Annotated in this window: 11 protein-coding genes; 3 read left to right on the forward strand and 8 right to left on the reverse strand. The window is 67.5% G+C overall.

Features of this window, described 5'->3' with window-relative positions:
• Window positions 1-23 precede the first annotated feature (23 nt).
• Window positions 24-503 carry a cupin domain-containing protein gene (locus ACAW63_RS01125; protein WP_371231072.1) on the reverse strand — a complete coding sequence of 160 codons (480 nt, stop codon included), beginning with the start codon at window positions 501-503 and terminating at the stop codon, window positions 24-26.
• Window positions 500-1,240 carry an NAD-dependent epimerase/dehydratase family protein gene (locus ACAW63_RS01130; protein WP_371234540.1) on the reverse strand — a complete coding sequence of 247 codons (741 nt, stop codon included), beginning with the start codon at window positions 1,238-1,240 and terminating at the stop codon, window positions 500-502. Before ACAW63_RS01130 ends, ACAW63_RS01125 begins: the two co-directional genes overlap by 4 nt.
• A gap of 183 nt (window positions 1,241-1,423) precedes the next feature.
• Between ACAW63_RS01130 and ACAW63_RS01135 the strand changes: the two genes are divergently transcribed.
• Window positions 1,424-1,984, forward strand: a complete 561-nt coding sequence (locus tag ACAW63_RS01135; protein WP_275608816.1) for an NADPH-dependent FMN reductase — start codon at window positions 1,424-1,426, stop codon at window positions 1,982-1,984.
• Between the two features lie 51 nt (window positions 1,985-2,035).
• On the opposite strand, the gene ACAW63_RS01140 is transcribed toward ACAW63_RS01135, so the two are convergent.
• Both ACAW63_RS01140 and cbpA read right to left on the reverse strand, forming a co-directional pair.
• Window positions 2,036-2,338, reverse strand: coding sequence for a chaperone modulator CbpM (locus ACAW63_RS01140; RefSeq protein WP_275608817.1), 303 nt, complete (start codon window positions 2,336-2,338; stop codon window positions 2,036-2,038).
• A complete protein-coding gene (gene cbpA, locus ACAW63_RS01145) occupies window positions 2,335-3,291 on the reverse strand; it encodes a curved DNA-binding protein (RefSeq protein WP_371231075.1) in 957 nt (318 codons plus the stop codon). Before cbpA ends, ACAW63_RS01140 begins: the two co-directional genes overlap by 4 nt.
• Window positions 3,292-3,549: 258 nt before the next feature.
• Here cbpA and ACAW63_RS01150 point away from each other — a divergent pair, with 258 nt between their 5' ends.
• Window positions 3,550-4,992, forward strand: coding sequence for a PLP-dependent aminotransferase family protein (locus tag ACAW63_RS01150; RefSeq protein WP_371231077.1), 1,443 nt, complete (start codon window positions 3,550-3,552; stop codon window positions 4,990-4,992).
• 155 nt (window positions 4,993-5,147) lie between these two features.
• On the opposite strand, the gene speA is transcribed toward ACAW63_RS01150, so the two are convergent.
• The 4 genes from speA to ACAW63_RS01170 form a co-directional block, all read right to left on the reverse strand.
• The gene (speA, locus tag ACAW63_RS01155; RefSeq protein WP_371231079.1) at window positions 5,148-7,061 is read right to left on the reverse strand and encodes an arginine decarboxylase; all 1,914 of its coding nucleotides are present in this window, start codon (window positions 7,059-7,061) and stop codon (window positions 5,148-5,150) included.
• Between the two features lie 259 nt (window positions 7,062-7,320).
• The gene (locus ACAW63_RS01160; RefSeq protein WP_275608821.1) at window positions 7,321-7,692 is read right to left on the reverse strand and encodes a translation initiation factor Sui1; all 372 of its coding nucleotides are present in this window, start codon (window positions 7,690-7,692) and stop codon (window positions 7,321-7,323) included.
• A gap of 386 nt (window positions 7,693-8,078) precedes the next feature.
• Window positions 8,079-8,621: an NUDIX hydrolase gene (locus tag ACAW63_RS01165; protein ID WP_343576966.1), complete on the reverse strand. Its 543-nt coding sequence runs from the start codon at window positions 8,619-8,621 to the stop codon at window positions 8,079-8,081.
• On the reverse strand, window positions 8,621-9,685 hold the full coding sequence (locus tag ACAW63_RS01170; RefSeq protein ID WP_371231081.1) for a DUF2333 family protein: 1,065 nt from the start codon (window positions 9,683-9,685) through the stop codon (window positions 8,621-8,623). Before ACAW63_RS01170 ends, ACAW63_RS01165 begins: the two co-directional genes overlap by 1 nt.
• A 287-nt stretch (window positions 9,686-9,972) precedes the next feature.
• Between ACAW63_RS01170 and ACAW63_RS01175 the strand changes: the two genes are divergently transcribed.
• Window positions 9,973-11,586, forward strand: a complete 1,614-nt coding sequence (locus ACAW63_RS01175) for a diguanylate cyclase (protein ID WP_371231083.1) — start codon at window positions 9,973-9,975, stop codon at window positions 11,584-11,586.
• Window positions 11,587-12,054: the final 468 nt, after the last annotated feature.

Below are 12,054 nucleotides of genomic sequence, written 5' to 3' on the forward strand. Positions count from 1 at the left end.
GCGAATCTCCTTTCGCAAAGCATTCAATGGGTAGGTTCGGGGATCAGCAGCGGGCCGCAATGCTCGTCGCTGACGATCACCACGAGCAGCCGGGCCGGCTCGCTGGCGCTGGGGTTCTCGGCGAACAGGTGCAACTCGCCAGTGGGCTCGAACCAGGTTTCCCCGGGGCCGTAGGTCCGCGCCGGCAGGCCCTGCATCCGTGAGCGCACCTGGCCGTACAGGACGATAGCGGTCACCGCGCCGGGGTGCCGGTGCGCCGGCGTATGGGCGTTGGGCGGGAAGTCCACCCGCAAGGTGGTGACGACCTTGCCGGGCAGCTCTGCCAGCGGCTCGCAGGACAGGCGGCTGACCTGGGTGGTCGGCCGGGCGCCGGCCTGGGACTGCGCGGGGTTGTCGGCCAGTTGCACCTGGGGCCGCGACCAGGGCTGCCAGAGCAGCGCACCGGCCGCCACGGCGGCGACCAGCAGTCCGACACGGGATTCACGGCCCAGCGCGAGGTTCACGGGCGAGCCCCTTGCATACGGAAACCCGGCTGCCAGCCCAGGCGATGGCGAGCCTTGATCGAGCTGACCTCGATGTCCTGCTCGGCCACGTTGTAGCAACCCCGTACGCCCCATTCCAGCGCCAGCAACGCGGCGCGGGCGGCATCGTCCACATGCACGGCCAGGCGCGGGTCCGGCGTCTCGCTGCCGGTGCCCGGTCCATACAGCCGGCCGTAGCGCAGCACGATGCCTTCCATCGGCGCGGCACCGAGTACGGCGGCTTCCAGCGCGGCCACACCGCCGACGCTGATGGCGCGGTTGCCGTCCGCCCCAAGGTCCAGCGGCTGTTCCTCATGCAGTGGCAGTTCGCCCGGTGCATAGGCCCAGGCGATGCTCTGCGCCACCATGCGCTCGGCGCCGGCGGCCAGGGCGGCGGCCACCAGGTTGGCAGTGCCTTCGCGGCGCAACCGGGCATTGCGCGGCTGGGCGGCGGGCATCTGCGCCGGGTCCAGGCCCGCCGGCAGGTCGGTGAGCTGGTGAATGACCCAGCGCGGCTGGAACGCCCCCATGGCCTCATGCAATGCCGCAGCGTCGTAGACATCCAGCACCATCGCCCGGGCGCCCGCCGCCTCCAGCGCGGCGGCGCGCTGCTGCGAACGGCTCACGGCGAGCACCTGGTAACCGCGCTCCAGCAGCAGCGGCAACAGGCGCTTGCCGATGGCACCGCTGGCGCCAGCGAAGAACACTTTCATGCACATGATCGACCTCGAAACGGGCAGACGGGACAGGGCCCAATCTAGCCAAGCCATGCCCCACTCCACAGAGCCAAGATCGCTCGAACTCACTGGGACATGCGGTCATGAGTCTTGATCCAGGTCCGCGCAGAACCGCCGTCATCGTCTATAACAAACGGCTCAATACCCGTTCTTGAAGGAGTCGTCATGAGCCAAGTCTTCGATGTCGCCGTCGTGGTCGGCAGCCTGCGCAAGGAATCCCTGAACCGCAAGATCGCCAAGGCCTTCATCCAACTGGCGCCGGCCAGCCTGAAGCTGGAGATCGTGGAGATCGGGGATCTGCCGCTGTACAACGAGGAGCACGACAGCGCTACGCCGCCGGCCAGTTATACGGCCTTCCGCGAACGCATCCGCCGCGCCGACGCGGTGCTGTTCGTCACCCCGGAATACAACCGCTCGGTGCCCGGCGTGCTGAAGAATGCCATCGACGTGGGCTCGCGCCCCTATGGCAAGAGCGCCTGGAACGGCAAGCCGTGCGCGGTGGTCAGCGCATCGCCCGGCGCCATCGGCGGTTTCGGCGCCAACCATCACCTGCGCCAGTCCCTGGTGTTCCTCAACATGCCGGTGTTGCAGCAACCGGAGGCCTACCTGGGCGGCGCCGGCAGCTTCTTCGACGAGGCCGGGAAACTCTCCGAGAAAACCCAGCCCTTCCTGCAAAGCATCATCGACGCCTTCGCCCGCTGGATCGAGCAGAACCAGCCGCGCTGACACGACAGTGCGCCGGCCCTCGCGAGCCGGCGCACGCCCTTCACTTCCGCCTCAGTCCTCCAGCAGGCGCGCCAGGCGCTGGCGCAGGTAGCGGTTCTCCGCGCGCAGCTCCTCCACCTCATCCAGCAGGCGCAGGGCCAGGGCGATGCCCGGCCAGTCCAGCTCGAATTCGCGGCGCAGGCGCACCGCGCGACGCACCACGCCGACCGCCTGGTAATCGAAGACCCAACGGCCGCCGCGCTGCTCGCAGGGTTCCACGATGCCCACCTCGACGATCTCGACGAGCACGTCGCGGGGCAGGTTCACCGACTGGCAGAGCTCGTCGAGGTCCACCACCATCACTGTCGTCGTCATGCGCGTTTCCCCCAATCGGCACGGGGATCGAAGGCCGCCTTGGCCGCCAGTTCTTCCCAGAGTTTACGAGTCGCCTCGTCGGCGTTCTTCGGCATCACCACCTTGAGCACGGCGTAGAGATCGCCGGGCGCGGCGCTGCCCTTGTTCGGCAGGCCCTTGCCCTTGATGCGCAGGCGCTGCCCGGCCTGGCTCGACGCGGGGATGCCGAGGTTGATCCGGCCGCCCAGGGTTGGCACTTCCACCTTGGCGCCCAGCGCGGCTTCCCAGGGCGCCACCGGCACGGTGACGACCAGGTCGCGGCCATCGACGTCGAACACCGGGTGCGGCACCAGGCGGATCACCAGGTACAGGTCACCCGCCGGCCCGCCGTTGATCCCCGCCGCGCCCTGCCCCTTGAGGCGGATGCGCTCGCCGTCGGTGGTACCCACCGGGATCTTCACGCTCAGCGTCTTGCTCTGCGGCGGCAGCTTGCGACCGTACTCGTCGTAGCTGGGCAGGCTGAAGCTGATCGGCCGGCTGTCGCCGGAAAGGGCTTCCTCGAGGAACAGCGGCACCTCCATTTCCACGTCCTGACCGCGGTGGGCGCGCGACTGACGCGCACCAGCACCGGCTCCGCCACGGGCGCCGAAGATCTGCTCGAAGAAGTCGGAGAAATCCTGCTCGTGCCCCGGCGGCGGGCCATCGAAGCCACCGCGCGGCTGCCATCCGGGCGGCGCCTCGAACTGCGGGCCCTGCTGGCCGTATTTGCGCAGCTCGTCGTACTCGGCGCGCTTCTCCGGGCTCTTGAGCACCTCATAGGCTTCGGAGACTTCCTTGAAGTGCGCCTCGGCATCCGGTTCCTTGCTGACGTCCGGGTGGTACTTGCGCGCGAGCTTGCGGTAGGCGGTCTTGATCGCCTTCTCGTCGGCGTCGGGTTCAACCCCGAGCGCCGCGTAGTAATCCTTGAATTCCATTGATCTCCTCACATGCGTTGGACCTGTCGGCGCCTGAAGACACAAGGGGATCGCGCAGGCAGCCGAGGCCGCTGCGCGCACAGCGAGGCGAACAGGTGGGGAAAAAAGCGGGTCGTGCCTTACAGATGGAGACGGCGCGCCCGATTTTCAACACTGCCCATCAGCCTAGACGCTGATCCTGCACAGCATTTGCCGGAGCGACCTGATGCGGGTCATGGCATAGTCATTTCTTTCACTTCGCCGCGAACCGCAGAGGCCATGACCGCGCCCATCGACTCCTTCCGCCAGCCGCTGGACCCCAGCCAGGCGCTGCCGATCTACCGCCAGCTCTACGAGCGCATCAAGGACGCCATCGCCCGTGGCGCGCTGCGCCCCGGCGAGCGCGTGCCGCCGGTACGCGGGCTGGCCGGCGAACTGGGCGTGGCGCGGGGCACGGTGGAGCTGGCCTACCAGCTGCTGACCAGCGAGGGCTACCTGCAGGCGCGCGGACCGGCCGGCACTGTGGTCTCGCCGCAGCTCGCCGGGCGAACCTCGCCAGCCCCGCCGGTGGCGCTCGACCCGGCCACGGTGGAACGCAGCCTGCCCGGGGTGATCGCCCATGGCCCGGCCATCAGGCCGCTGCAGCTCGGCCTGCCGGCGCTGGACGCCTTCCCCCGCGCGCTCTGGTCGCGCCTGTGCGCGCGCCGCCTGCGCCAGCAGGGTGCGGCGACCCTGGCCTATCCCGAACCCTGCGGCTATGGCCCGCTGCGCGAGGCTGTGGCCGGCTACCTGGGGGTGTCCCGAGGGATCGTCTGCGATCCCGCGCAGGTGTTCATCTGCGCCGGCTACCAAGGCGCGCTGGACCTGATCAGCCGCACTCTGCTCGAACCCGGCCAGGGTTTCTGGCACGAGGACCCGGGCTACCCCCGCGGCCGCGAGCTGTTGCGCCGCGCCGGCGGTGTGCCGGTTGCAGTGGCGGTGGATGACGACGGCCTGCGGGTAGAGGACGGCATCGCCCGCGCGCCGGACGCCCGCTTCGCCCTGGTCACGCCCTCGCAGCAGAGCCCCACCGGCGTCGCCCTCAGCCTGCCCCGCCGCCTTGCCTTGCTGGACTGGGCGGCTGGCGCCAAGGCCTGGGTCATCGAGGACGACTACGACAGCGAATACCGCTACGCCGGCTTCCCGCTGCCGGCGCTGAAGAGCCTCGACCGCGCCGGCCGCGTGCTCTACACCGGCACCTTCAGCAAGGTGCTCTACCCGGCGCTGCGCCTGGGCTACCTGGTGGTGCCGCCGGCGCTGGTGGAAAGCTTCGTGCGCAGCCAGCAGGTGTTCGCCTCCGGCTGCGCCGAACTGTTGCAGGCGACGCTGTGCGACTTCATGCAGGAGGGTCATTTCGCCCGCCATCTCAAGCGCACCCGCACGCTCTACGCGCAGCGTCGGCAGTGGCTGCGCTCGGCGCTGGAGACTCGACTGGGCGAGCATCTGCGCTTCGCCGAGACGCCCGGCGGGTTGAACCTGATAGGGGCAGTGGACGGCGACGACCTCGCCATCGCCGCCCGCGCCCATGCCGACGGGCTGGGCCTGCAGGCGCTCAATGCGTGGTGCACGGAGGCGCGGCGGGAGCCGGCGCTGGTGATGAGCTTCACCAATGTGGTGGACCAGCCGATGGCGGCGCGGTTGGCGGAGCGGGTGGCGCAGGCGATGGAGGTTGGAACCTTGTAGGTGCGACTGTCTTCACCGTGCCTATGCATCCTCTCAGAGCAGCCAGGATCAGGGTAAGGGGCTTTTGATCTCCTACAGTCGATCATCCGAGCGGGAGGCTAGAAAGAAAAAGCCCCGCCGAGGCGGGGCTTTCGTTTACGCGCGCTACCAGTCTGTCAGGACGACAGGTAAGCCGACCGGGTCAGCCCCAGGCGCAGCGCATCGAGGAACTGCGTACGCTCGCGCGCGGTGAGCTTGGCCCCGGCGACCTTGTCGCGGTAGTGGGTCATCAGTTCCTCGGGCGACAGGTGCACGTAGCGCAGCATGTCCTCGATGGTGTCGTGGGTCTCGATGCCGGCGTGGTAGTAGCTGCCGTCGGCGTTCTGGTAGACGTTCACCGAGTCGGTGTCACCGAACAGGTTATGCATGTCGCCCAAGATTTCCTGGTAGGCGCCGACCAGGAAGGTGCCGATCAGGTAGTCCTCGCCTTCCTTCACGTCGTGCACCGGCATGCTGGTCTCGATGCTCTGCTCGTCGACGTACTGGGTGATCTTGCCGTCGGAGTCGCAGGTCAGGTCCTGCAGCACCGCGCGGCGGGTCGGTTCCTCACCCAGGCGGTGGATCGGCAGGATCGGCAGCACCTGGCCGATGGCCCAGGTGTCGGGCAGGCTCTGGAACACCGAGAAGTTGCAGATGTACTTGTCGGCCAGCTTGTCGTTCAGCTCGTCGAGCACCTGGCGGTGCGAGCGCTGGTGCGCCTTGAGCTGGTTGTGCAGGCGGCGGCAGATGGCGAAGTAGCACTGCTCGGCCAGGGCCTTCTGCGCCAGGCTGATCTTGCCCTCGGCATACTGCGCGGCGGCGTCGCTCATGTAGTGGGTGGCGCGCCAGTAGGTCTCGGTGACCATCTCGGCGTCGGTCGGGCCGAGCAGGTCGGCCAGCCACTGGACGATCTCCGGCTGTTCGGCCAGGTCGGTGATCTTCGGCACTTCGTCATTATGACGCTCGACGTCGGTGACCTGGGTGATCAGCACCGCGTGATGCGCGGTGAGCGCGCGGCCGCTCTCGGAGAAGATGTGCGGATGCGGCAGGCCCTGCGCGTCGCAGAATTCCTTGAGCATGCCCACCACCACACCGGCGTAGTCGTCGATGTCGTAGTTGATCGAGCTGGCGTTGCGCGAGTGGGTGCCGTCGTAGTCGACGCCCAGTCCGCCGCCGACGTCCACGTGGTCGACCGGCAGGCCGAGCGCGCGCAGTTCGCCGTAGTAGCGGATGGCCTCCTTGAAGCCGTGCTGGTAGTCGGCGAGATTCGCAATCTGCGAGCCCATGTGGAAGTGCAGCAGGCGCACGCCCTGGTCCAGGCCGGCGGCGCGGAAGCGCTCGACCACCGACAGCAGCTGCGCGGCGGACAGGCCGAACTTGGCCTTCTCGCCACCGGTGTCGGCCCACTTGGAGGAGGCCAGCGAGGACAGGCGCACGCGCAGGCCGACCTGGGGCAGCACGCCGATCACGGCGGCTTCCTCGATCACCAGTTGCACCTCGGATTCCTTCTCGATCACGATGAACACGTTGTGGCCGAGTTTCTGCCCCATCAGCGCCAGCTTGATGAACTCGCGGTCCTTGTAGCCGTTGCAGACGATGGTGCCGCCCTTGGGCGCCAGCGCCAGCACGGCCATCAGCTCGGGCTTGGAGCCGGCTTCCAGGCCGATGGAGACGTTCTGGGTGGCGATGATGCTTTCCACCACCGCTTCCTGCTGGTTCACCTTGATCGGGTACAGCGCGGTGTAGCGACTGCCGTATTCCAGACGCGCGATGTTGGCGTCGAAGGCGCCGGTCAGCTTGCGCACGCGGTCCTGCAGGATGTCCGGGAAACGCACCAGCAGCGGCAGCGACAGGCCGGCTTCGCGCAGCTGGTCGACCAGCCCGTGCAGATCGATCGGCTGGGCATTGGCGCCCTGCGGGCGTACCTCGACATTGCCGGCGTCGTTGATGGCGAAATAGCCGGCGCCCCAGTGGCGAATGCCGTAGATGCTGCGGCTGTCTGCCACGGTCCAGTTGCTGCCGTCGTCTTTGCGGGTCCGTCTAGCGGCCATGCGGGGTGGTCTCCTCAAATGTCTCGAAATGAATGCAGGCGCCCCGCCCGGCGAGCGGGTGAGTCGTCAAAGCCTAGTCGGCTGGTGTGACGTTGCCGTGTTGACCGCCGGCTCCGGCGGTAAGTTTAGGAAATTCCGACGATGCGCCAGGGCGCGCCGATAAATCTCCCATCTAGGGAAAGGGCTTGCCGGCCATGCGCGGGCTGCGCATCGCCTGGAACCCCTTCTCTGCAGAGGAGAATCTGTCGAAAGAGACGGCTCAGCCGCCGGATTTCTTCGCCTTGAGGCCGCGCTTCTGCAGCTCTTCGAGCAACAGGTCGACGTGGTCGCCCTGGATCTCGATGACGCCGTCCTTGAGCGCGCCACCCGTGCCGCAACGCTTCTTCAGCGCGGTGGCCAGGTCTTTCAGCGCATCGGCCGCCAGCGGCACGCCGCTCACCGTGGTCACGGTCTTGCCGCCGCGCCCCTTGGTTTCACGACGCACGCGAGCGATGCCGTCGCCGGCCGGAATCCCGGCCTGCTTGCAGATGCACGCGCCAATGGGCTGATTGCAGTCCGGGCAGTGCCGACCGGCATCAGTGGAATAGACGAGCCCGCCAAGGGCGGACAGGGAGGATGCTTTCTTGACCACCGGGCTTTTTCCCCAGGATTGGCCTCAAAGACACTGTTCATGGTCGGCTGCGCGTCGGCGGACCTGCTTGGAAATCGTCTCGGGATGCTCATTTACTCACGTAAACTCCGCTCCCTCGGCGATTTCCGCCTTGTTCCGCTCTAGCTCGCCGCCCCTGAACCGGTCTTGCCGGGCCAGGTCAACGAATGATCGGCTGGCGCCGACCGCGACGCCCCACTCAGGCAGGGGCTGCGCATTCCCGGCGGAGGACCCTGCCGGAAAGGTCGCGCAATTTAGCAGCATTGAAGGCAAATGCTAAGAGCAGAATTGCGTCATTGATCGGTAGTTTGGCGACATGGGCCGGCGGGGGAGGGATCTGTAGGAGCCACCCAGCACTAGGCCGGGCGTCAGAAACTCACCAGATACTTGCGCAACGCCGCCAGCGAATCCGGGCAGTACGGCGTACCCGCCTTCGCTTCGGCCAGCACCTGGTGCGGGTCGATGAAGCGCGCCTCCAGCACCTCTTCCGGTTGCAGCCTGAGCGGCGCATCGGAGACGGCGGAGAACACCGCGCACCACAGGCGGTTGTCCGGCTGGTCGAAGAAGAACGAGCCATGCTCGCGCAACTCGACCCCGGAAATCCCCAACTCTTCTTCCAGCTCACGGGCGGCGGACTGGGCATAGCTCTCGTCCGCCAGCACCATGCCCCCAGCGGCCGGGTCCCAGTAGCCGGGATAGATCGCCTTGCTCAGGGTGCGGCGGTGCACGCACAGCTCGCCAGCCGTATTGAACAGCAGGATGAAGGTGCCCCGGCCGATCAGCCCGCGCTCGCGCAGCTCCGCGCGCGGCAGGCTGCCCCTGAGCTCATCGTCCCGGTTGACCCAGGCGACCAGTTCGGCGTCCGAAGCCGCCCGATGGGCGGCTTCCTTGTCGCTGATCCCGTCCATCATCAACCCTGGGCCAGCAGCTGGCGCAGATCGATGATCGCGGCGTTGGCGCGGGAGATGTAGTTGGCCATCACCAGCGAATGGTTGGCCAGCACGCCGAAGCCGCTGCCGTTGAGCACCATCGGGCTCCACAGCGGCGCCTGGGCGGCCTCCAGCTCGCGGATGATCTGGCGCACGCTGACGGTGGCGTTCTTCTTCGCCAGTACGTCGGCGAAGTCCACCTCGATGGCACGCAGGATGTGCGACAGCGCCCAAGCCTGGCCACGGGCTTCGTAGAACACGTTGTCGATCTGCAGCCAGGGGGTTTCCTGCAGCTCTTCCTCGACCTGCGGCGCCTCGCCCGGCACCACCGGCGCGGTGGGCTTGATGTTGGTGTTGAGCTTCACCCGGCCGACGCTGGCCGAGAGACGCTGGGACAGCGACCCCAGGCGGGTGGAGACGTCGCCCAGCCAGTTGTTCAGGCTGTCGGCGCGTCCATAGAACTGCGCACCGGCAGGATCGGCGGACAGCCGCGCCAGGTAGCGGTCAAGCGACTTGATGCCTTCGCCGTACTCCGACTCGGAGGACGGCAGCGCCCAGCTCTTGTTGTCGAAGTTGAAGCGCGGCTCGGCGCGAGCCAGGTCCGCGTCCTCGGTGGACTGCGACTGGGAGCGGGCGAAGTCCTTGCGCAGCGCGCGGGACAGGTCGCGCACCTGAACCAGGGCGCCGTATTCCCAGCTGGGCATGTTGTCCAGCCAGACACCCGGCGGGAAGATGTCGTTGGAGAGATAGCCGCCCGGCTTGTTCAGCAGCGTGGCCACCACTTCCTTGAGGGTTTCCACCGTGGTGTAGCCGACCACCATCTGCCGGCCGGCGCGCTCGGCCGCGGCCTGGGCGTTCTGCTGCACGGGGAAGAGGTCCGGCTCCTGGCTCCAGTACCAGCCGATCACACCGCAGATCAGCAGGTAGACGCCCAGCAGACCGCCGAGCACACGGCTCAGCCAGGGCCCGCCGAAGTAGGCGCGCACGTCGTCCACCGAGTCATCGACGCGATCGCGCACGGAGCCGCGTTTCTTCCAGTTCCACATGGCAAAGTCCTTAGCATCTCGAAAACGAAGAGGGGGTTGGACCCGATTCCGCCCCAGGGGTGCCCCGGCGGAACGATCCTGCCGTGCAAGCATGCCGCACCCGGCGGCTCAGCGCAGCCCACCCTGCGCATGGTGCGCGGTAACGTCGCGAATTACAAAGCGCATGTCGTTTGACCGACGGCACTGTTATTGCCATCAAGGATTGGTAGCATAGGGCCATCATCGTGTATCACGGCAGAAACACTTCGCTCGCACGCCCTCCCTACGGACAGATAAAGAAGCGCGCCATGAACGAGCTCGACGATCCGCCTCTCGACCGCCTCAAGCAGCATTTCGCTCAGCGTGTGATACACCAGGCCCGCCATCTGCTCGAAGTCTGGCAGCGCCTGTCGCGCTCGGAATGGAGCGCCGTCGGCATGGCCGAACTGACCGACGCCTGCCTGCTCCTGCAACGCTACGCCGAACGTTTCGGGCAGGCCGAGCACGTCGACCTGGCCCGGGCTGTCGACCAGTGCCTGCGCGCCGTGCAGGACAACCGCGGACGCCTGTCCAGCGCTCTGATCAGCGAACTCAACGGCCTGATGCAGCGCCTGTCGCGCACCGGGCTACGTCATGGCGACCAGTACGAGCAGATCAGCCTGCCGCCGCTGCGCAAGCCGGTCTACCTGGCCCTGCAGGACCAGGAGCGCGCCGAACGCCTGGCCCAGCAGCTGGAATTCTTCGGCATGGCCGCGCAGCGCTGCGAGAGCGCCAATGCCTTCCGCGCCGCCATGGCCGAGCGGCATCCGGCGGCCATCGTGATGGAGATCGACTTCGCCGGCGCGGGCCAGGGCCTGACGCTGGCCAACGAAGTCCAGACCGGGCTGCGGCAGAAGCTGCCGGTACTGTTCTTCAGCCACGACGAGACCGATACCCCGACCCGCATGGCCGCCGCCCGCGCCGGCGGCCAGGACTTCTTCACCGGGGCGCTGGACGCCTCCGCGGTGCTGGAGAAGATCGAGACCCTGAGCCGCGTGGCGCACTACGAGCCCTTCCGCGTGCTGATCGTCGAAGACTCCCGGGCCCAGGCCACGCACACCGAACGGGTCCTGAACAACGCCGGCATCGTCACCCGCGCGCTCACCGCGCCGCTGTCGGTGATGGCCGAGCTGGCCGAGTTCCAGCCGGACCTGATCATCCTCGACATGTACATGCCCGAATGCCTGGGCACGGAGCTGGCCAAGGTGATCCGCCAGCACGAGCGCTACGTCAGCGTGCCGATCATCTACCTGTCCGCCGAGGACGACCTGGACAAGCAGCTCGACGCCATGAGCGAAGGCGGTGACGACTTCCTCACCAAGCCGATCAAGCCGCGCCACCTGATCGCCACCGTGCGCAACCGCGCCGCCCGTGCGCGCAGCCTGCAGGCGCGGATGGTGCGCGACAGCCTCACCGGCCTGTACAACCACACCCATACCCTGCAACTGCTCGACGACGCCCGCTTCCGCGCGCGCCGCGAGGGCCGGCCGCTGACCTTCGCGATGCTCGACATCGACCACTTCAAGCGGGTCAACGACACCTTCGGCCATCCCATGGGCGACCGGGTGATCAAGAGCCTGGCGCTATTCCTCAAGCAGCGCCTGCGCAAGACCGACCACATCGGCCGTTACGGCGGCGAGGAATTCGCCGTGGTGCTGCCCGATACCGACGCCGACACGGCGCGCCGGGTGCTGGAAGAAATCCGCCAGCGATTCGCCGAGATCCGCTACCCCGCGCAACCCGGCGATCTCACCTGTACCTTCAGTTGCGGCATCGCCGAGCTGGACGAGGCAATGGACATCAAGACCCTGGCCAAGCAGGCCGACGAGGCGCTGTACCGGGCCAAGCATGGCGGGCGCAATCGGGTGGAAGTATTCGACTGAGGTGTTCGCGCGCTCTGCCGCGCGATTTTCCGACCAGACACTGGCACCTTGTCATCAGCCAGTAACGAAACTGCAATAGGGTCAGGGCTCGCCGTTCTTCGCTGTCGGTCGAGACCTGCCATGCGCCTCAAGCTGCTGACCAACCTCAACACCTTCCTGCTCCTGCTCGTATGCCTCGCGCTGGGCGCCACCCTGTGGTGGTCGCAGCGCGCGCTGGAGCGCCCGTTCACCTTGATGGACCGTTACCTGGAACTCTCCCAGGGCTTCGAGCGCAAGGTGGCGCAGAATATCCAGGCGTACCTGGGCAGCGGTGACGCACTCAAGCAGAAGGCCGCCCAGCAGGCGCTGGACGAACTGGCCACGGAGCTTCCGCAGTTGCCGGAGAGCCTGGGACAGTTGCTGGGCGCGAGCCTCGACGAGCTGCGCCAGTTCAGCGGCAACCAGCTGCTCGCCGCCGGCAAGCTGGCG

Source organism: Pseudomonas sp. QE6 (assembly GCF_041379005.1).
Lineage (GTDB): Bacteria > Pseudomonadota > Gammaproteobacteria > Pseudomonadales > Pseudomonadaceae > Pseudomonas.

Coding starts and splice junctions, on each gene's coding strand:
- ACAW63_RS01135 (WP_275608816.1), top strand. CDS start 1,424: ATGAGCCAAGTCTTCGATGTCGCCGTCGTGGTCGGCAGCCTGCGCAAG.
- ACAW63_RS01165 (WP_343576966.1), bottom strand. CDS start 8,621: ATGATGGACGGGATCAGCGACAAGGAAGCCGCCCATCGGGCGGCTTCG.
- ACAW63_RS01170 (WP_371231081.1), bottom strand. CDS start 9,685: ATGTGGAACTGGAAGAAACGCGGCTCCGTGCGCGATCGCGTCGATGAC.
- ACAW63_RS01130 (WP_371234540.1), bottom strand. CDS start 1,240: ATGTGCATGAAAGTGTTCTTCGCTGGCGCCAGCGGTGCCATCGGCAAG.
- cbpA (WP_371231075.1), bottom strand. CDS start 3,291: ATGGAATTCAAGGATTACTACGCGGCGCTCGGGGTTGAACCCGACGCC.
- ACAW63_RS01140 (WP_275608817.1), bottom strand. CDS start 2,338: ATGACGACGACAGTGATGGTGGTGGACCTCGACGAGCTCTGCCAGTCG.
- ACAW63_RS01150 (WP_371231077.1), top strand. CDS start 3,550: ATGACCGCGCCCATCGACTCCTTCCGCCAGCCGCTGGACCCCAGCCAG.
- ACAW63_RS01175 (WP_371231083.1), top strand. CDS start 9,973: ATGAACGAGCTCGACGATCCGCCTCTCGACCGCCTCAAGCAGCATTTC.
- speA (WP_371231079.1), bottom strand. CDS start 7,061: ATGGCCGCTAGACGGACCCGCAAAGACGACGGCAGCAACTGGACCGTG.